Consider the following 19,843-nt stretch of genomic DNA (forward strand, 5'->3'; position numbering starts at 1 on the left):
CATGAGCAATACTGTTAAACCCACTTTATTTAATACTACTGTATTTAATACTTTAGGTAAAATAGTGTTTTACTTGTTTATATTTTTTACCAGCTATTTTACTTCGCGCAGCCTCAGTAAAGCGGCCTTTGGTGAAATTCAATACATCATGCTTATTATTAATTTGTCGTGGTTGTTTTTAAACTTAGGCTTCCCGAATGTATTGGGTAGAAATTTTGCACAGGCTTTTTTAAACCATCATGTAAAGGGTTTGCTTAAACTGGTTCGGTATGCAGTGTTAGCTATGGGTATTACTTTAGTCATCAGCATTGGGGTATTGCTTTTCTTGTTTTTAAATAATTTAGCTGTAACCAATATGGGTATCATTATTATACTTGGTTGTTCGCAAATACTGTTAAGCTATTTGCAGGTACTGGTGCAAAGTGTGTATGCGTATAAAAAGGTTTTTATCATCAATGTTATTGTGGCTGTTGTTGGCATTTCTTTTTTAATGATGAGCCTTCCGCTTTATGGTGCTGGGGCTTATATATATACTTACTTATTGGTTAATGGCTTACTTTGTTTGGGTTATGGCAGCACTGTTTTTATGGCTGTAAAAACTACTACGGTTTTACCTAAAGCAAGCCATTTTGAATTGCCTTCTAGTAAAGCTATTTATAAAATGTCTTTGTATTTTGGTGTATCGGCTATACTGGCTACTATTGTTTGGCAACGGTTTGAGTTGAGTATTCTAAAAGAATATATTGATTACAGCGAGCTGGCTGTTTATACCATTGCTTTCTCTGTATTGTCGTTATTTATGGAGCCTTTAAAACTGGCTACGGGTTCTTTGCTTTATTATTTTGCGGGTATTGCCCACCACAAGGAACAAGCTTCTTTAACGTTTGAAAAATTCTTTAAACACTTTAGCTGGCTGGTTATATTTATTGGGGTGTTTATTTACTTTAATGCGGAGCAAATTGTTACGCTTATTTACACTTATAAGTATGTGGAGTCGGCCTTGTATTTAAAAATATTATTGGTGGGTATGGTGCCGGGTACTTGCAGCTATGTGGTTATGAATATGCATGTAGGTTTGGGTAAGTCAAGGTTTTTACTGGCGCAGGATATTGTTTGTGCTTTGCTGTTTTTAATTGGCTTGTATTTAGGTATACAAAACAATGGCTTAACGGGTGCAGCCTGGGCTAAGTCTATTGTTGTTTTGCTATCGGTAAGTTTGGGTCTTTGGTATACTTCGTTTCGCTTAGGGTTTAAAGTTCCTTACCTGTCCTTGCTCAAAGCTTTAGCGCTTACTTTTTTATTGATTGCTCCTTTTCAAGGTATATTGGAAAACAGTATTTTGTTTTTGTTTGGTAAGGGGGCTTTGTTATTTGCGCTGTATTTTGCGTTATCGTGGTACCTGCACCTCATAGACAAAACCTTGATAAAGAATACTTTAAATCGCAGCAAAAAGGCTTTTACGGGGCTATTGGCTCGTTAATATAACCGGCAAGTTGTAACCAATGTTTGGTTTGCTGCATACACGTTTCCCAACTGTGGGGTGCTTCCCAACCTGCTAACACCTGTAACTCAAACTTTTTATTGGTGGTTAATACCCAATAAAAGGTAGCATCGGCTTGGTAAGGTGGTAATGGTTTGCTGTGGCTTGTGCCTCCTTTTCTTTTAGCTAGCTGTTGTTGTATAAAAACAAATAAACGCTGCGGAAAATAACTGGCAGTAAAGCGGCCTGTCTTCAGCTTTTTTATGCTTGTTAATAGGTTCCCTGAAAAAACATTATCTAATTCTTCGCTTATACTTTTGGGGTAAAAGGAAACTTCTTTTATGGGTATGGGTACTTTGCCTAAACAGCTACTTAATTCACTAATTACCTGTTGCCAACTTATGTTGTTAAACTCTGCCAAATGGTGAAACAATTGTTGCTTTTCGCTTTCTATAATGTATTGAATGTAGGCAGTAATATTATCAATAAAGGTAATATTGGAATAACTTTTTTCGGGGCTTAATACGGGTAAGCTCCACGTAATGGCATCGGCTATGGGTTGTGTCCAGGAGTTGTTTCCTGCTCCCCAAACATTGCCTAAACGGATAATGGATAGTTGCTGTGAGGGAAAGGCGTTTACCAATTTGTTTTCCATATCTACTTTTGAAAACACGTAGTTATAATCGGGACCTGTTTTAATGGCTGTGGGTTTGATGGGTTTATCTAAACCAAAACCAAATACGGCTATACTGCTTAAATGGATTATTTGCGTGTGTGTATTGGAAAGCTTATGTATCAGTGTCAATAGGGCGCTGTTGTCTGTGGCTATTTTTTGGTGTGTATCTGACAGGTTATAGGCTGTATTAATAACTACATCAAAGGTATGGTTGCAATCGTTTAATGGCATGTAAACAACTCCGGCAACAGGAGGGGTAAGTATAGCAGCACCTCTGTACAAAGCGGTTACTTGGTAATGGGGCGCCAATGCTTTAACCAAATGCCGCCCCACATAACCGTTAGCTCCTATAATGGCTATTGTTTTCATGCTTTATACAATGTTTCGAGTATCATACTCAGGTTTATAAAATCGGCTGCTTCTAAAAAGTTGGCTTCCTGTTTTACCAATATACTATCTAATTCTTGTTTAAAAGCTTCGCTCATGTAGCTGATACAGCTATGTGCGGCTGATACCACAAAATGTCCGTTTGGGGTGGTAATGCTTATATTGGGTTTTATGCCTAAGGGTACTTCTATGATGCCAAACTCGTAATACAGCGTTATTTTATTGGCCAATGGCTCTAAGCGTGATAGCTTTAATGATACAGGTATATCGTTCACATCAAAAGTATAGGCTACTTCGTGGGCGGGTTCTGCTTTGTCTTTAACAGCTTGTTGTACGGTACAGTTGATGGGCGTTTTGGTCAAGCCTGTTACGTATAAAAAACTATCTAATACATGGGAGCCAGTATCTAACAACACACCACCGTATGGGTTTTGAAATACGTAACCTGAATGTGTTTTATAGCTAAAGCGTCCGCCTTCGCATAGTGTTGCTTTTAATAGCTTACCTGTTTCATTGTTGGCAATGTATTCTTTGGCTAATGCTATACCGGGGAAAAACCTGCGTATATGGGCTACGTATAATTTGGCTTCCTGCTGCTCGGCTTGTTTTACCAAAGCTTCGGCATGCTCACGCAAATAAACAAAGGGCTTTTCGCAAATAATGGTTTTGCCTTTTGTAATGAGTTGCTGCAATAAATCGAAATGGGTATGCGGTGGTGTGGCAATTATTATGATGCTTGTTTTTTCTGCAATAGCTGCCCAATCTACTTGCTGTACCTGGTATTGGTTAGCTACTTGTTGGGCATGCGCGGTATCTATATCGTAAAGCAGTATGGATGTAAAACCCAATGACTTTAATACTCTGATATAGAACATGGCTACTATGCTACCCGCACCTACTAAACCAACTGTTTTACTCATGCTTTAAAACACAAAGTTAAAGGAAACATTGTACACCAAACCTCTCAGGTTTCGGTTCAGTTCATTTAAGGGCATAAAATAACTTGCCTTGTTATCTATTAAAACATGTTTTGATTTGAATAGCTCTAAGCCTAAACTGATATTGGCATTGGGAATAAAGTTACTGGTTTTATCGCCATTGGTATTGCTTATAAATCCGCCTATTTGGTAGCCGGTGTATAGGTTTAAGTATTTTCTTTTGCCACGCCCGAAATGTTTGGGGTAAAAGTCTTGCCCGAAATTTAAAAAGAACATTTCGCGTATGCGGCCTGTATCAATGTCGTTGGTTTTTTCATCTTTATACACGCCTAAAGTAAAATAGCTTTTGCCGCGGGTAAATAAATACTTACAGGCAAAACTCCGGTACATGCTGCTGCTTTGGCCTGCCTTCGGATTTTCTACAAACAAATAACCCATTTCGAAACCGGGCATGTTTACAAATGATATTCTGCCTGATGAGCTGGGGGTACTTATTTCATCGTATATGCGCACACTCACCCCAACTGTTGAATCGTTGTTTGAAAACTCTCTCAGCAATTTTTTTAACCTTTTTATGTTGCGCTCTGCTTCCTGCGCTCTTGATTGGTAATAGCTGGTTTCTTTTTTCTCCAAGGTAGCATTTTCTAATTTCGCTTTGTTTTCTTTGAGTGCTTCTTCTTCTTCGGCCAGCTCATCTTCTATCAATACTTTTTTATCACGGGTATTTTCTGCATTGAAATTGTTCTCGGTAATATAGCCTATTTTTTTACCTAATGAGTCTAAGGCAGACAGCTTGGTTTTATCTAACTCAAACTCGCCTAAAACCAAATATTCGTTTTGCTCGCTGCGTATTAATTTGGTGGCATTACGTGCAATAAATACATCTAATGCTTCTTTCGATTCTTTTAGTTTAGGTGTATAAATGGTTAGCTTTTTATTTAACTTATAGGTTTGTGCATAGCTATTATTCAGTCCTAAAAAAACGCTTATAAGGACTAAGAGGATGTTTCTTTTCATCGTTTACGAGGTTGAGTGAATTTGAAATGTTATATGCAATATACTTCTCCCTGCGGGTTTAGCAAAAAAAGGTTGATTGGTTGTGGTATTGTTGATTGGTTTATGGATTGATTTGTTGGCGAATTGCTAAATGGTTGTATTGTTGTTTAGACATTGATGTATTAGCACGAGCGGATGCTTGCACTAGCTAAAGGCAATGGTTATGCATTGGCTTCGGGCTGTTCGTTCTTTTAAAACATTCGACCCCTAATGTGGTCGCATAAATTCGTTGCTTTATTTTGTTATTGATATTTGACCTTTTCAAGGTCATTGTTTCTGTATTTTATTATAGCAAGAACGGATGCTCGCGCCAGCTAAGAAACGCGAACGGATGCGATTGGGTTTAGCCTTTGTTGGTGAAGAACACCAACAAATCATTTGTACTTTTTATCTATATGCTCGCGTCTCGCTACTGCTACGACCAGTATATAGCCAGGCCACAGAAAAAAGGCTTGCCATGTGGCAAGCCTTTTATATTTAAAACATAAAGTTTATAATGAGTCCTATAGCTAATATGCTGCCAAATACAATGGCCATAATCATATTCAGCCTTTGTTGGTGTTCTTCACCAACAAATTATTTGTACTTAATTTCTTCCTCACGAAGCCACATCGCCATTTTCAAATAAACATAAAATTAGCACGCTAAAACAACACTTTTCTTTTCAGGTTCGGATTGGCGGAGACAAATGCCTTTTGCTCTATATACTCACTGGTAAAACGCGAACATCTGAATGTAACTTTAGCGGTTGGTGGTGAAGAACACCAACAAGGGCGAACGAGTAAAGCAAACCATGGATACGAGAATTCACCCTCACTTGCGAATCGCAAGCAATAATTTTATCAATAGTTATAAACAAGGATTGTGTGCCTTTTCAAATAAATAGATTAATGACAAATAAGTATGCCAATAATAAAATTATTGGATTATTTAGTTAGTATTCTACCCAATTAACCTATTTTTGTAATTTATGAAAAAGCTACCTCAACAACTTTATGCCTTATATGAGAGCCAAAACACAAATGGAAAAACAGGCAGAGAAATTCCCACCTCAGGTTCAATTATGCTTGAGGAAGCGCGTTTTCTATACCAAAAAACCATATCTGAAAAAGCACAAATAACCGCAGAAGCTGGTCTTGCATGTGGTGCTTCTACTGTTGCCTTCTGCCAAGCTCATATTGATAATAAAACAAATGGTACCCATTTCTCTTTTGACCCAATGCAAACAACTGCGTTTGACGATGCTGGGCTAAAACTAGTAGAAGAAACAAATTTAAATACTCCACTAAAATTTGTGCCTGAACCTTCTTATTCTGGTGTTGTTAATTATCTGTTGAATAAAAATATACAAATTGACCTTGCTTTCATTGATGGGTGGCACACTGTAGATTATAAAATTGCTGATGTTTTTCTTTTTGACAAAGTTTTAAAATCTGGTGGAATTATGGCTCTACATGATGGACATTTTCCATCAACGATTAAAAGTATTAAATACTTATTACGGTACCGAGATTATACATTACTTTGGTCGGAAAGAGTAAAAGAAGAAAAGTTTCTTCGTTGTAAAGTTTTCTTCTTAAGGCGTATAATTAGGAATCCTTATTTACTATTACAGCCATTATACTGGAAATTATACTGGAATAACTCTAGTGGACTAGTAATGCTTAGAAAGCAATCTAACAAGGAGCCTAACTATGATTTTTTTCGAAACTTCTAACTTTTATATAAATCATATTATTTATGCCCCTTTTGTAAAATCCATCCTGCTTTCTTATGTTGTTTTATATCAGTTTTGGTTGAAAATTGGTTGAATGGTTAATTTGTTGACAGGTAGTAAATGCCCTTTTGATTTTTAGCTGTTGTTGGTGTTCAATTATAACACGAGCGGACGCTCGCGCTTTGTAATTTGTTGCAGCCGGAGGCTTTACTATATGCTCACTCACGGGACACGAGCGATTGCTGCTGTTCAAAAAATAGTTATATAAAAGGCCTGCCGTATGGCAAGCCTTTTATATTTAAAACATAAAGTTTATAATGAGCCCGATGGCTAATATGGTACCAAATACAATGGCCATAATCATATTACCTCGTGACTGTCTTTTATCATCGGTCATAAGTATGTTTATTAAAATGTGAATGGATAAAAAATAAGTATACAAGCTTTTTAGCCTGAATATCAACTTATATTCCTACAGCCTGTAAACACAGAAAAAAATACGTTCGGGAAAATGGATATAGGCTTTTATTTTACCATTGTACAGTTGTAAAAAACCATACCGGCATAAGGAGAAAATGGCTTTTGAATGGTGGTAAATAAACGATTGTTCGGGTTTGGATTGACTACTGCTTTGTGTGCTAAACGGTCGCTGTAACTGAACGCCTGTGCTGTGTTCGAAAGCGGATGTTTTTAATACACTTGTACTAAGCTGTGGAGGGGTTTGTGTTTTGGGAATAGCACTGTTTTGTAATTTGGGCTGCCCCCAATACAAAACAAATAGCGCTATCAAAGCTATGCTTGTGCGTAGTATGTGTTTATTTCCTTTCAATGTTGCAATAATAGGGAACAATTGCCTAATGGCAATTGTTGGATTGTTAGATGGTTGACTTGTTTACAACCCGTAAACGCTCTTTTGATTTTAGGTCGTCCTTGGAAATTGTTGTTATAAACTACTTAACAATTACACGCCACTTGCGGACACTCACACTAGCTACGACAGTTGGGTATTCACAAAAAAGCCACATTGAAAAAACAATGTGGCTTTTTTATTAGTAACTTATTTCTTACCTAGGCTCTGATAACGCCCGGCCTGAATTCTTTTTCTATTTTAGCATGGTTAGCTGCTTCTATACCCATACTGATCCATTTGCGTGTTTCTTTCGGATCAATAATAGCATCAACCCATAAACGTGCTGCTGCATAATAGGGTGATGTTTGTTTGGTATACCTGTCGGTTATTGTTTTTAGTAATTCTGCTTTGTTTTCATCCGTAATAGTTTGCCCCTTTGCTTTTAAGCTGGCTTCTTCTATCTGCAATAAAACTTTGGCTGCCTGCGCTCCACCCATTACGGCAATGTTAGCATTGGGCCAGGCTGCTATTAATCGTGGGTCGTAAGCTTTGCCACACATGGCATAATTACCGGCTCCATAGCTGTTACCTGTTATAATGGTAAACTTAGGCACTACTGAGTTGGCTTGTGCATTTACCAGCTTGGCTCCATCTTTTATAATACCGCCATGCTCGCTACGACTACCTACCATAAAGCCTGTAACATCTTGTAAAAAAACCAATGGTATTTTCTTTTGGTTACAGTTCATTATAAAATGGGCTGCTTTATCAGCGCTATCACTGTAAATAACGCCTCCTATCTGCATCTCCACCGGATTGTCGGCAGCACTTTGTTTTGGCTTTTTGGCTTTTACCACCTGGCGGTTATTGGCTACTATACCTACTGCCCAGCCATCAACACGGGCATAACCACAAGTAATAGTTTTTCCATACAGTTCTTTGTACGGATCAAAACTACCTGCATCAACCAAACGTTCTATAATTTCCATTACATCAAATGGTTTGGTAAAATTGGCTACGGCTTCGTACACATCGTCCATTGATTTGGCCGGCTCAACCGGTGTAGCATGGTTAAAACCTGCTTTGTCAAAATCGCCAATTTTATCCATAATGCGTTTTATCCTGTCTAAACAAGCTGCATCGTTTTCAAATTTATAATCGGTAACTCCACTAATTTCGCAATGGGTGCTTGCGCCACCTAAGGTCTCATTATCTACATCTTCGCCAATGGCTGCTTTTACCAAATAACTTCCTGCTAAAAATATGGAGCCTGTTTTATCTACTATCATGGCTTCATCGCTCATAATAGGCAAATAAGCTCCACCTGCTACACAACTACCCATTACTGCGGCAATCTGGGTAATGCCCATGCTGCTCATTACGGCATTGTTCCTGAAAATACGACCAAAGTGTTCTTTATCGGGAAATATTTCATCCTGCATGGGTAAGTAAACGCCTGCACTATCTACTAAATAAATAATAGGCAGTTTGTTTTCCATTGAAATTTCCTGCGCACGTAAATTCTTTTTACCTGTTATGGGAAACCATGCACCTGCTTTAACGGTAGCATCGTTGGCTACTACAATACATTGTTTTCCACTTACGTAACCCATTTCTACAACCACTCCTGCTCCCGGGCAACCACCATGTTCTTCATACATTTCATAACCCGCCAATGCACCAATTTCTATACGCGGTTTGTCTTTATCAAACAAATAATCTACCCGCTCGCGGGCAAGCATTTTTCCTTTTTCCTTTTGTTTGGCAGCCGCTTTTTTTCCACCACCTTCGTAAATTTTTTCTAAGCGTTCGTTTAATTGTACTATTAAATTTTGCATGTTTTATTGTGGCTAATAACCATTAGTTAAAAGCTTATTGGGTTTATAATAATTGTAATGGGCTTAATATCTTTTTCGCAAAACTATCATTCAAAAACTAATATCAAAATTTATGTATCCTATATTTTAAATGAATCATTTATGGCTAAAAATCAATGGTAAAAATTGGAACAGGGTGTTATTTAAAATAAAGATTTGCTTGTTATAAAGAAAAACTTACTTTCGCAGCGGCAGGCTCTGTACGACCAGCTCCTTTTAATCCCCCAGGTCTTGATCGAAGCAAGGGCGTAAAGTTGTAGCGGTGCGATGCAGTAAGTCTGCCTTTTTTTATGCCCTTACGATGAGTGATCGGATACAATAACCCATTCTCCATCTATTTTTTTAAATAGGAGTGTAAAATATCCTCCTAGGTTTCCTTTGTCTTTATCGCGTGTTAGTTGCCAGCGACCTACTACATAAGCCGCATCGCCTGTTAACACATCTATTTTAATGATTTCAAAATTAAGCATACCCATAGCCGCAGTATTGGGGTACGATTTTTTATACATGTTCAATGTATTTTTCCAGCCTTTGGTCAATCCTTTTTTGCCTACAAACTCGAGGCTATCACTTTTCCAGTACGAAGCCATAAACCCTTCTATATGCCCTTTATTCCATTCGGTTTGTTGCTTAATTAAAATCTGGCTGATGCTTAGTTTTTCGGCTGTATAGGTTTGTGCAAACAAGTGGCTTGTTGCTATACCTACAAACGATAGGATAAAAAAAAATGCTTTCATACTTATATACTTTTTGTTCTATACAAATATAAAAGTCAATATGGTTTCTGCATGCTCGCTATTCACATGCTGAAAGTAAAGTAGTCGCTTTTATACTACTTTTATATTAAGCAATAATGGGCCACAATTGTTCCATATAGGCTGCATCTTTTATTTTATCTTCTGCACCATCGGCAATAATTTTCTCTAATAATATATCGTTCTTTTTGCCCTGGCTTAAAGCATAACTGTATGATGAAAGACTAAAGGTGGTCAATTCGTATTGCGATTTAAATTTATCAGGATATAAATCGCTTAAATCATGCTCTATATGTTTTTTATGCAGGAAATGTTTATCGCCTACTTTATCGGCCATTTCATAATAATTTTGAACGGCTAAATCAGCTATGGCATCTGCATTAGGCTTACGCAGGTTTTGGTATTCATCAAATATTTTTGTCCAGTTGGGATAATACTTTTCTACACATTCATCAAACACTACTACATCTTCAAAACTGCAATTCATTCCCTGTCCGTAAAACGGAACAATGGCATGTGCAGCATCGCCCATTAAAGCTAGCTTATCTTCTTTTACCCACGGAAAACATTTAACCGTAACCAGACTTGAGGTCGGGTTTACAAAAAAGTCTTCGGCCAAGGTTGGCATCAAGGCTACTGCATCCGGAAAATTGGTATTAAAGAAACTAACTACTTTTTCTTTGGTATCAAACTGGCTGAATCCATATTCGCCTTCAAAAGGCATAAATAAAGTACAGGTAAAATCGCCTGTTGGATTAGGCAAAGCTATCATCATATAAGAGCCTCTTGGCCAAATATGCAATGCTTCTTTATGCATTAAAAAGGAGGCATCGGGACCGGCTGGTATAATTAATTCTTTATAACCTACGTGCAAATAACTTTGCGAGTAATTAAACCTGTCGCTTACCTGCATTTTAGCCCTGGTGGCTGCAAAAGCACCATCGGTACCAATTATTCTATCGCTGTAAACTTCTTTGGTAGTACCATCTTCTAATTCGAAAACACTATAGCCTTTGGCTATATTTACATCAATACATTTGGCATTGAAATGTATATTTATATTGGAAAATTCATCGGCCAATTCAACCAACTTGGTATTTAAGCGGCCACGCGAAACTGAATTAATAGCCTGGCCTTCTTTACCATATGGCTGATAGGTAATTTCTCCTTTTACACTATGCATCATACGGCCAAACATTGGGATGGCATCGTTTAAAACTTCTGCATCTAAACCAATTTTTGATAGGGCATTTAATCCGCGGGTTGACAAGGCTAAATTGATTGATTTGCCCGCATAGATTTTGTTTTTCCTCATATCGGGCCTGCGTTCAAATAAATTTACTTCAAAACCACGCTTAGCCATGTAAATGGATAATAAAGACCCTGAAAGACCTCCGCCAATAATTGTAATTTTTTCTGCCATTGTATTTGAATATATGAGTTGGTAAAAATACCTAAAAACTGTTGCAGTTTAGTTGATAATTATCAAAAATACTATGCCTAATAATCAGTGCTGGTTACGCTTTTGACATTCGTATTCAGCCAAATTATATTGGGCTTTGTTAAATTATTTTTACGGATTGCTTTTCTATTTAGAAAAATTCTAAACAACTCATACATTTGCTTTAAAATACTACTATATGAAATTAGTTAACAGCAGCCTGTTTACCCCGGAAAGTATAGCTAAAATGGCCGAAGAGTTTGACCACGCAAAACCTTACCGCCATTTGGTTATTGATAATTTTTTAGATGCTGACACCGCAGAATTTATGTTTAATAATTTTCCTAAGGAAGATGTGTTTAACAAAAAATACAAAGGTGTTAACGAGTTTAAAGCTGAAGGCTCAAACTTTGAAGATTTCCCTGAAGTATTTACTCAAATGCGTGAGGAGTTACACAGCAGGGAGTGGTGCGAAATAATGAGTAAAATTACGGGTATTGATGGCTTATTTTCGGTACCTGATGCATTGGGTGGCGGATTACACCAAGGTGGTAATGGGAGCTTCTTGGATATTCATATAGACTTTAATATTCATGCTGACAGGGGCATTCACCGCAGGATAAATTTATTGATATTTTTTAACAAGGACTGGAAAGAAGAATATGGCGGGCATACTGAATTGTGGAATGCTGATATGACTAACCTTGATAAAAAGGTGTTTCCGGCTATGAACCGTTGTGTAATATTTGAAACCAACGAAATAAGCTACCATGGTTACGATAAAATAAAATTACCTGAAGGTGTAACCCGTAAGTCGTTTTACGCATACTACTACACTACTTTAAGGGAAGATGCGGCTAAATACCATGATACTGTATTTAAAGCAAGACCCACTGATAGTGCAGCTAAAAAAGCTTTAACACCTATAAAAGAGGGTGCAAAAAACTTTATTAAACGCCAATTACGAAAACTCGGCATTACGCTTTAAGTTTATACTTATACCTTGTTATTAACCCTTTTTAAATTATGTATTGTATAAATATATTAATCTGAAAAGGGTTTTTTTATTAGTCTCCTTTATCAAAAACCGGTTTTGCGCGTAGTTTCTTTGTTTGCGCCTTTGTTTTTTTTGTGGTTAAACGCTTTTCTACGCTTCCTTTACTGGGCTTGGTTGTCTTGCGTAGTTTTTTTACGATGAAACATTTATTGATGAGCGCATAAATCTTTTTGATAGCAATCAATTTATTGGCCAGTTGGGTTCTTTCTGTTTGGCAAACAACCTGTATTAAACCATCAGCACTTATTTTATTGGCTAACTTTTCCTGAATAATTGTTTTATCCTGCGCAGTTAAAATAAGTGAATTGGCTATATCAAAATCCAGTTGAACTTTGCTGGCAATTTTATTTACGTTTTGGCCCCCTTTACCTCCGCTCCTGCTTGTTTTGTAAACAAACTCGGCATTCAGGTAAGGAGGACTAAAACGTGTCATAGTAAGTAATAAAAAAACAGGGAGAAATTAAGCGGCTTGAAATGTTTTGTATTTCAATGCTTCTATTTTTTGTTTGGCATAAGCCAGGCTTATTTCTATTTTACCTTTAGTAACCATATCAGGCGCTTCGTACATTAAATCAAGCATAATTGATTCGCAGATACTTCTTAAACCGCGTGCACCTAATTTAAAATCGAAAGCTGTATCTACAATTAAATCTATTACCTCATCGGTAAAACTCAAATCAATTTTTTCTAAATCAAAAAGGTATTTGTATTGTTTGGCCAGCGCATTTTTAGGCTCGGTCAATATGTTGCGTAAGGCTTCTTTATCCAGTGGGTTTAAATGACACAATACAGGTAAACGACCAATAATTTCAGGAATTAACCCAAAGCTGCGTAAATCGGCAGGACTAATGTATTGCAATAAATTAGTGCTGTTTACTTTGCTTAAATCTTCTTCGTTTTTAAAACCAATGGCTTGTGTTTGTAATCTGCGGGCAATATGCCTGTCAATACCATCAAAGGCTCCACCGCAAATAAATAAAATGTTTGAGGTGTTTATCTGAATCATTTTCTGATCAGGGTGTTTACGGCCTCCTTGTGGTGGTACATTGGCGGTTGTGCCTTCTAAAATTTTTAACAAGGCTTGTTGCACTCCTTCCCCGCTTACATCGCGTGTAATGCTTGGGTTATCGCTTTTACGGCTTATTTTATCTATTTCGTCAATATATACAATTCCTCTTTCGGCTGCCTCTACATTGTAATCGGCTGCTTGTAATAACCTGCTTAAAATACTCTCTACATCCTCGCCCACATAACCAGCTTCGGTAATTACGGTAGCATCGGCAATACAAAACGGAACATCTAAAACCTTGGCCAATGTTTTTGCCAATAATGTTTTGCCCGTTCCTGTTTCGCCTACTAACATTACATTGCTTTTTTCAATTTCAATGTCGTTCTTTTTACTTTTTAGTAACAAGCGCTTAAAGTGGTTATATACGGCCACACTCAGTACTTTTTTAGCATCATCCTGACCAATTACATATTCATCAAGGTGCGCTTTTATTTGAGCCGGTCTTAGTAAATTTAATTTGTTGATGGGGGTTGATGTTTTAACTTCTTCATCCTCATTTATTATTCTATACGCTTGTTTAGTACAATCTTCGCATATTAAGCCCTCTAAACCTGCAATTAAATATTGCACTTCACTTCTGCCTCGCCCGCAAAAAGAGCATTTGTCTTCGTTTTTCTTTGCCATGAATTTTTTTTACAGCTACTTTAAATAAAATTTAGCCTGCAAATATACTAACAATCATACACTATAAATGTTCTTTTATGCCGGATAAATGCTTTTAGCTATTTTTAATGGTTCTTATTTTTTCTTTTTAACAGGCTTTTTCACTTCTGTTTTTTCTTCTTTTATTTCGGAAGCTTTGCAATTAGCACAAGGTGTATATTTTTCTTTTAAAGCTTGTTTTAGTTCTATTCCCTTTTTGCCTGTTTTGGCTAGGTTACAGTTTTTTGCATGGTATTTTTTACCTGTTTCTGTTACATATACCGTTTGTGCATTTAGTTGCACGTAACCCAATACTGTAAAAATAAGTGCTAATAAAACGTTTCTCATATCCGTTACTTTTTTTATTACGAAAATACTATTCGTGCACTTAAATACAAATAAGCCTTAGCTTTGCCCAACTCAAAAAATGAAAAAATTTTATACAAAAGAAAATAACAGGACAGATGTTAAAGCCAAAAAACATTTAGGACAACACTTTTTAAATGATGAAAACATTGCCTTTAATATCGTTGATGCCTTTACTCAATTTTGTACTACGCCTGATGTGCTTGAAGTTGGACCGGGAATGGGTGTACTTACTAAATACCTGCTGCAACAAACCAAGTTTAAAACATGGGCTATTGAATTAGACAAAGAGTCTATTATATATTTAAAAGATAACTACCCAAACTTAGAAGACAGGTTACTGGAGGCTGATTTTTTAAAACTTCATTTTGCTAAAACGTTCCCAGGTAACTTTAGCTTAATAGGCAATTTTCCTTACAATATTTCTTCGCAAATTGTTTTTGCTTTAATTGACAATAAGGCCATTATACCACTTATGGTTGGTATGTTTCAAAAAGAAGTAGCGGAACGTTTGTCGGCTAAAACCCGTACCAAAAGTTATGGTATTTTAAGTGTGCTGACACAGGCTTATTTTAACGTAGAGTATTTGTTTACTGTTGATGAACATGTTTTTATTCCACCACCAAAAGTTAAATCAGGCGTGGTAAGATTAACCAGAAAAGAATCACAGTTAAACTGCGATGAGAAGGCTTTTAAACAAGTGGTTAAATTGGCCTTTAACCAACGCAGAAAAAAATTAAGCAATGCTATTCAATCTATGGTAAAAGATAAAGAGCAAATTGCTGATTACGCTGATAAAAGGGCTGAAGAATTAAGTGTAGATGACTTTGTGAACTTAACCAATATCTTATTTGCGAACTAGGCTATTATTTGTTTAATATAGTTTACTTCCTTTTCAATGTGCTCCATTAAATTGGAAATAATATAGTTATCAAAATTGTTTTGATACTCTAATGTAGCCGCGTGTTGAACCAGTTTAGGCAAACAACCCGATAAGGCTACTCCTTTTAATTTATGTGCCGTAGTGGTTATTTTTTCTAAATTGTTTTGTGCTAAACCATCTCTCAGGTCTTTTAGTATTTCATCAAAACTGCTTTTTATTATTTCAATAAAACTACTTACTATTTGTGTGTCGCCACCTAGGTTTTTTAATAAATCCTGTCTGTTAAAATGGGTAGTTATTGCCTCATTGCTTGGTGTGTTACTTTTTTCGCTTTTTAATGAAGAGTCGTTTACTTTAAGCCATCTTTCAATAACGGCTTCAATGTTTGCTTTTACTACGGGTTTACTAATATAGTCGTCCATTCCGGCTTGCAGGCACCTGTCTTTCTCTCCTTTAACCGTTCCGGCAGTTAAAGCAATAATAGGGATGCGTCCGGCCCTCTCTAACCCTCTGATAGCCGTTGCTGCTTCGTAGCCATTTACTTCCGGCATTTGCACATCCATTAATATTAAATGTGGTTGTTCGCGCTCAAAAATATCAATGGCTTCTTTTCCGTTTATAGCTTCGTAAATAGTAGCATTGGGTAAAACACCACCTACAATTATTTTGGCTAAAAACATATTTACCGGGTTATCATCAGCAATAAGTATTTTTAAGTTCTGGCTCTCATTGATAATATGGACACTTTCTGTTTCCTTTACTTCTTCAACTACTAAATTATTAGCATTTAACTTAGCCAATGCATTAAACAGTTGCTGCATTTTTATTGGTTTAACCAGCCTTTGTCGTACTTCCAGCTCCTTACATGCTTCGTTTATCAATTCATCGTCTGATGAGCTGTAAAGCAGTATTATTGGTTGTTTAGTAATACCTATTTTGGCATTGGCACGAATCTGCCTGATGGTTTCAATACCATTCATTTCCGGCATATTGTAATCCATTAAAATAACATCGTAACAATTACCTGCACCTATCATTTCTACTGCTTTTATACCATCTTCGGCTAAGTCGGCATTTATCTTTTTAAGTGCCAGCATATCTTTTAATATTAAACGATTGTTGGTATTGTCATCTACTATTAACACTTGTTTTATGTGGTCAAAATTCTGAAGGTTTGGCTCACTGCCTTCTAAAGCTTTAAAGCTTACATCAAAATAAAAGGTACTTCCTTTACCTATTTCGCTTTTCAGCAATAGCTTACTGTTCATTAAAGCCAGTAGTTTATTGGATATAGCTAAACCTAAACCTGTGCCACCATATTTACGTGTGGTTGATGCATCTTCCTGGGCAAATGCTTCGAATATTTTTTGTTTATTTTTTTCTAAAATACCAATACCGGTATCGCGTACGGAAAAACATAAAACGGTATCACCATCTGCATCTTTGGACATTACACTTACCTTTAATTCTATTTCACCTACTTCGGTAAATTTAACGGCATTGCTTAAGAGGTTTACTAAAATTTGGCGTAGCCTTACCGCATCGGCCCATACAAAACGGGGTACATTGGGTGCAATGTTTAATAAAACTTCTAATTTTTTTTGGTGTGCCTGATATGAAATAATATCAGCTACCTGATTTCCTACCTCTAATAAATCAATCTTTTCTGACTCCAACTCTAGTTTTCCTGCATCTATTTTAGAAAAATCTAATATATCGTTTACTATATCCAATAATGAATTGGCCGATTGAAAAACGGCTGACATATATTGGTGTTGGGTACTGTCCAGCTTGGTTTTCATCAACAAATCGGTAAAACCAATAACCCCGTTTAAAGGAGTCCTTATTTCATGGCTCATGGTTGATAAAAAATTGCTCTTGGCTTCGGCTGAGTTTTCGGCCAGCTCTTTGGCTTTAATCAAAGCCTCTTCCAATATTTTGCTTCGCTCTACCTGTTTTTCTAAAAAGCCTAAAATTAATATAATATCAACTTCATCTACTCCGTCCTTTATGTTGGTATTGCCCGAGTCGAGCGAGCGTATGAGTTGTTTAATTTTTAAAATAGATTGCTTATTGATATCATCTTGTTTTTTAAGGTCTAAAACAACTTTCTGATATTCTCTTTCACTTACTTCAAACGCATGCTCTGAAAGCTTCTTATCGCGCTCAAAAGTGTTATAATATTTGCTTACTGCATCTAAAAATGCAATAATATTTTGATCACCTAAATGCTCCGATGTTAGAAATTTACTGATTTGTTTTTCTAAAGCTTTGTGATACATAACTTAATTCTCAGAAAAAGTGGTGATGGTCATGGTTTGGTTGTGCAGCTCGCATTTTGAAAAGCGGGTAAAAGGGCAAATTTCTCCGTACGAATAAAAGCCTGTAACATGGGTGTTATCGCCAAAAATACTATTGGAGGCCTCTACCTCTTCTTCTGTTCTATCTTGTAAGACTAATTTTCTACCCACGCAGCTTATTAATAAAGCAAACTCGGGTTGTGCATCTTCAGTAGTGTTAAAGGTATTTTTAGCCGCCTCTGCCGAGCCGTCTATCAGCTTATCAAAATTTGCCTTCATTAACCTTACTTTACTTCCTTCCGGAATATTGCCGGCAAAGGTCATTGTCTTTTCGTTATTGTTAATGCTCAAGATTGTTCTTACCAGCGTTTTTTCGCTGTCTTTTAGTTTTAACGACATGGGGAATAACAACGCGGAACCGGGAAGCTCTTTGCTATATTCGCCTAAATACTCTTTGTAAAGGTCTAAAGCATTTTTTCCATCTATTTCGTAAAGTACATTTTTATCTGATTTGGTAATGATTTTTTCGTTTCCAAATTCATTCCATCCGCCTATTGAGCCATGCCCTATTTTTAAGGTGGTACCATAAAAACCAATGGCTATAATTTCGCCTGCTTTAGGTACTTCGTTTAAACCGGTAACTGTGCTTTGAAAATTAGCGCCATCGCCAGCCAAACCGCCCGTAATGGCTATATTGTTATGGTTCTCATTATTCAAACCTTCTACTAAGTCACTACCATTAATTACCATCCCATCGGAAAAAACAAGTACTGACTGTAGTTCTTGTTTGGGTAAGGCTCTAAACAAAAAGGCTCCTGCTTCAAAACTATTTTCGTGTTCGCCTATATTTGTTTTTATACATTTAACGGCATTTTTCTCAAACTGTAAGGCTGATACAACAATGGAGTTATCTAGTACTTCATTGGCCATAATTTCGCCTGCCGTTGATGATAATATGATATTTGCCTGAGGATAGTCTGATTTAAGCTTATTATATATATCAGCTTTGGCAATCAGCTCGCGTAAACCAAAAGCCAATACCAGCTGGCATTTAGTATTATTAAATTCATCATCTTTATTTATATGAGTCCATGATTCATTGATAAATTTTTGTTGCGAAATTTTCATAATAAAATAATTGTATTCGCAATGTATAAAAACTATTGATATATTGAAATAGCCTACTTTTTTAATAAAAAACGCGCCAATCAGCGCGTTTTCTTTCATTTCTTATTATGCTTTTCGGGCAATCGCTTTTAAAGCCTTCTCTACAATTTTATCGGCAGTTAAACCATATTTTACCATTAACTCATCTGGTGTACCACTTTCGCCAAAACTATCGTTAACGGCAACCATTTCAACCGGTAACGGTGTGTTTAATGCAAGCAACTGGCAAATGCTATCGCCTAATCCACCATTCATTTGGTGTTCTTCTGCTGTTACCACACAACCTGTTTTTTTAACACTGGCTAATACCGCTGCGTTATCAAGTGGTTTAATGGTATGTATATTTATTATTTCTGCGTTAATTCCTTTTGCAGCCAATATATGGCCTGCTTCTATGGCTTTCCAAACCATATGGCCTGTTGCAAAAATACTTACATCGCTTCCTTCGTTTAAAGTAATGGCTTTACCTATTTCAAATGTTTGGTTTTCGGGTGTAAAATTAGGTACAGCCGGACGCCCGAATCTTAAATATACAGGACCCACATAATCTGCTATAGCCATGGTAGCCGCCTTGGTTTGGTTATAATCGCACGGATTAATAACAACCATATTGGGTAACATTTTCATCAAACCAATATCTTCTAAAATTTGGTGTGTGGCACCATCTTCTCCCAAGGTTAAACCTGCATGCGATGCACAAATTTTTACGTTTTTATTGGAGTAAGCAATTGACTGACGAATCTGGTCATAAACCCTGCCGGTAGAAAAATTAGCAAAGGTGCCTGTAAAAGGTATTTTACCACCAATTGTTAAGCCTGCTGCTACACCCATCATATTGGCTTCTGCAATACCTATTTGAAAAAAACGTGTTGGAAAATCTTTTATAAAAGCATCCATTTTTAATGAGCCTATTAAATCTGCACAAAGCGCAACCACGCTTTCATTGCTTTTTCCTAACTCATGTAAACCCGCGCCAAATCCGCTTCTGGTATCTTTTATGTTTTGAACGTCAAACGTTTTCATATAAATTTATGGTATTGTTTTTTTATAAATTGCTTCGCAAAATAAACATAGTAAAAATAAAACGAGCTTTTTTTATTTGCTAATATTATGCACAATTAAAACAAAAGGCCGTTTCTTATTGCTAAGAAACGGCCTTTTAATAGTTTTAACCCTTTGGTT

General features: G+C 36.6%; 17 protein-coding genes. 4 read left to right on the top strand and 13 right to left on the bottom strand.

All coding sequences use genetic code 11. From position 1 onward, the window contains the following. Position 1: 1 nt before the first annotated feature. Positions 2–1,480, top strand: a complete 1,479-nt coding sequence (locus V4538_06605) for an oligosaccharide flippase family protein (GenBank protein MES2380691.1) — start codon at positions 2–4, stop codon at positions 1,478–1,480. On the opposite strand, the gene V4538_06610 is transcribed toward V4538_06605, so the two are convergent. From V4538_06610 to V4538_06620, 3 genes are read right to left on the bottom strand one after another with little or no spacing between them, the layout of a single operon-like run. Beyond that, the gene (locus tag V4538_06610; GenBank protein ID MES2380692.1) at positions 1,458–2,525 is read right to left on the bottom strand and encodes an NAD(P)-dependent oxidoreductase; all 1,068 of its coding nucleotides are present in this window, start codon (positions 2,523–2,525) and stop codon (positions 1,458–1,460) included. The two genes, V4538_06605 and V4538_06610, sit on opposite strands and share 23 nt — an antisense overlap. After that, on the bottom strand, positions 2,522–3,463 hold the full coding sequence (locus V4538_06615; protein ID MES2380693.1) for a Gfo/Idh/MocA family oxidoreductase: 942 nt from the start codon (positions 3,461–3,463) through the stop codon (positions 2,522–2,524). The genes V4538_06610 and V4538_06615 overlap by 4 nt, the downstream gene beginning before the upstream one ends. Positions 3,464–3,466: 3 nt before the next feature. Continuing rightward, positions 3,467–4,498, bottom strand: coding sequence for a hypothetical protein (locus V4538_06620; GenBank protein ID MES2380694.1), 1,032 nt, complete (start codon positions 4,496–4,498; stop codon positions 3,467–3,469). 1,009 nt (positions 4,499–5,507) lie between these two features. Here V4538_06620 and V4538_06625 point away from each other — a divergent pair. Next, entirely contained in the window at positions 5,508–6,254 is a 747-nt protein-coding gene (locus tag V4538_06625) for a class I SAM-dependent methyltransferase (GenBank protein MES2380695.1), read from the top strand. A gap of 472 nt (positions 6,255–6,726) precedes the next feature. Here V4538_06625 and V4538_06630 read toward each other — a convergent pair whose 3' ends face one another. The 4 genes from V4538_06630 to V4538_06645 form a co-directional block, all read right to left on the bottom strand. Next, positions 6,727–7,083 (bottom strand): hypothetical protein, encoded by a 357-nt coding sequence (locus V4538_06630; protein MES2380696.1) that lies wholly within the window; start codon positions 7,081–7,083, stop codon positions 6,727–6,729. 239 nt (positions 7,084–7,322) lie between these two features. After that, positions 7,323–8,942, bottom strand: a complete 1,620-nt coding sequence (locus tag V4538_06635; GenBank protein MES2380697.1) for a carboxyl transferase domain-containing protein — start codon at positions 8,940–8,942, stop codon at positions 7,323–7,325. A 335-nt stretch (positions 8,943–9,277) separates the two neighbouring features. Beyond that, entirely contained in the window at positions 9,278–9,718 is a 441-nt protein-coding gene (locus V4538_06640; protein MES2380698.1) for a DUF4440 domain-containing protein, read from the bottom strand. Positions 9,719–9,824: 106 nt separating this feature from the next. Then, positions 9,825–11,159 carry an NAD(P)/FAD-dependent oxidoreductase gene (locus V4538_06645; GenBank protein ID MES2380699.1) on the bottom strand — a complete coding sequence of 445 codons (1,335 nt, stop codon included), beginning with the start codon at positions 11,157–11,159 and terminating at the stop codon, positions 9,825–9,827. A gap of 217 nt (positions 11,160–11,376) precedes the next feature. Here V4538_06645 and V4538_06650 point away from each other — a divergent pair, with 217 nt between their 5' ends. After that, a complete protein-coding gene (locus V4538_06650) occupies positions 11,377–12,165 on the top strand; it encodes a 2OG-Fe(II) oxygenase (protein ID MES2380700.1) in 789 nt (262 codons plus the stop codon). Positions 12,166–12,244: 79 nt separating this feature from the next. Here the strand turns inward: V4538_06650 and arfB are convergent, their stop codons facing one another. The 3 genes from arfB to V4538_06665 all read right to left on the bottom strand — a co-directional run bounded on the left by arfB (position 12,245) and on the right by V4538_06665 (position 14,293). Then, on the bottom strand, positions 12,245–12,667 hold the full coding sequence (arfB, locus tag V4538_06655) for an alternative ribosome rescue aminoacyl-tRNA hydrolase ArfB (protein MES2380701.1): 423 nt from the start codon (positions 12,665–12,667) through the stop codon (positions 12,245–12,247). Between the two features lie 27 nt (positions 12,668–12,694). Then, positions 12,695–13,927 (bottom strand): ATP-dependent Clp protease ATP-binding subunit ClpX, encoded by a 1,233-nt coding sequence (clpX, locus tag V4538_06660; protein ID MES2380702.1) that lies wholly within the window; start codon positions 13,925–13,927, stop codon positions 12,695–12,697. Between the two features lie 114 nt (positions 13,928–14,041). Further along, entirely contained in the window at positions 14,042–14,293 is a 252-nt protein-coding gene (locus V4538_06665; protein ID MES2380703.1) for a hypothetical protein, read from the bottom strand. Positions 14,294–14,372: 79 nt separating this feature from the next. On the opposite strand from V4538_06665, the gene rsmA reads away from it, so the two are divergent. Further along, the gene (gene rsmA, locus V4538_06670; GenBank protein ID MES2380704.1) at positions 14,373–15,173 is read left to right on the top strand and encodes a 16S rRNA (adenine(1518)-N(6)/adenine(1519)-N(6))-dimethyltransferase RsmA; all 801 of its coding nucleotides are present in this window, start codon (positions 14,373–14,375) and stop codon (positions 15,171–15,173) included. Here rsmA and V4538_06675 read toward each other — a convergent pair. The 3 genes from V4538_06675 to V4538_06685 are packed head-to-tail and all read right to left on the bottom strand — an operon-like array spanning position 15,170 to position 19,684. Next, positions 15,170–17,476, bottom strand: a complete 2,307-nt coding sequence (locus V4538_06675) for a response regulator (protein ID MES2380705.1) — start codon at positions 17,474–17,476, stop codon at positions 15,170–15,172. The genes rsmA and V4538_06675 overlap by 4 nt on opposite strands. A gap of 3 nt (positions 17,477–17,479) precedes the next feature. Further along, positions 17,480–18,721: an FIST N-terminal domain-containing protein gene (locus V4538_06680; protein ID MES2380706.1), complete on the bottom strand. Its 1,242-nt coding sequence runs from the start codon at positions 18,719–18,721 to the stop codon at positions 17,480–17,482. A gap of 6 nt (positions 18,722–18,727) precedes the next feature. Next, the gene (locus tag V4538_06685; GenBank protein MES2380707.1) at positions 18,728–19,684 is read right to left on the bottom strand and encodes a transketolase C-terminal domain-containing protein; all 957 of its coding nucleotides are present in this window, start codon (positions 19,682–19,684) and stop codon (positions 18,728–18,730) included. Between the last annotated feature and the right edge of the window lie 159 nt (positions 19,685–19,843).

Source organism: Bacteroidota bacterium, from assembly GCA_040388375.1.
Lineage (GTDB): Bacteria > Bacteroidota > Bacteroidia > UKL13-3 > UKL13-3 > JAAFJM01.

Coding starts and splice junctions, on each gene's coding strand:
- V4538_06605 (MES2380691.1), top strand. CDS start 2: ATGAGCAATACTGTTAAACCCACTTTATTTAATACTACTGTATTTAAT.
- V4538_06610 (MES2380692.1), bottom strand. CDS start 2,525: ATGAAAACAATAGCCATTATAGGAGCTAACGGTTATGTGGGGCGGCAT.
- V4538_06615 (MES2380693.1), bottom strand. CDS start 3,463: ATGAGTAAAACAGTTGGTTTAGTAGGTGCGGGTAGCATAGTAGCCATG.
- V4538_06620 (MES2380694.1), bottom strand. CDS start 4,498: ATGAAAAGAAACATCCTCTTAGTCCTTATAAGCGTTTTTTTAGGACTG.
- V4538_06625 (MES2380695.1), top strand. CDS start 5,508: ATGAAAAAGCTACCTCAACAACTTTATGCCTTATATGAGAGCCAAAAC.
- V4538_06635 (MES2380697.1), bottom strand. CDS start 8,942: ATGCAAAATTTAATAGTACAATTAAACGAACGCTTAGAAAAAATTTAC.
- V4538_06640 (MES2380698.1), bottom strand. CDS start 9,718: ATGAAAGCATTTTTTTTTATCCTATCGTTTGTAGGTATAGCAACAAGC.
- V4538_06645 (MES2380699.1), bottom strand. CDS start 11,159: ATGGCAGAAAAAATTACAATTATTGGCGGAGGTCTTTCAGGGTCTTTA.
- V4538_06650 (MES2380700.1), top strand. CDS start 11,377: ATGAAATTAGTTAACAGCAGCCTGTTTACCCCGGAAAGTATAGCTAAA.
- arfB (MES2380701.1), bottom strand. CDS start 12,667: ATGACACGTTTTAGTCCTCCTTACCTGAATGCCGAGTTTGTTTACAAA.
- clpX (MES2380702.1), bottom strand. CDS start 13,927: ATGGCAAAGAAAAACGAAGACAAATGCTCTTTTTGCGGGCGAGGCAGA.
- V4538_06665 (MES2380703.1), bottom strand. CDS start 14,293: ATGAGAAACGTTTTATTAGCACTTATTTTTACAGTATTGGGTTACGTG.
- rsmA (MES2380704.1), top strand. CDS start 14,373: ATGAAAAAATTTTATACAAAAGAAAATAACAGGACAGATGTTAAAGCC.
- V4538_06675 (MES2380705.1), bottom strand. CDS start 17,476: ATGTATCACAAAGCTTTAGAAAAACAAATCAGTAAATTTCTAACATCG.
- V4538_06680 (MES2380706.1), bottom strand. CDS start 18,721: ATGAAAGAAAACGCGCTGATTGGCGCGTTTTTTATTAAAAAAGTAGGC.
- V4538_06685 (MES2380707.1), bottom strand. CDS start 19,684: ATGAAAACGTTTGACGTTCAAAACATAAAAGATACCAGAAGCGGATTT.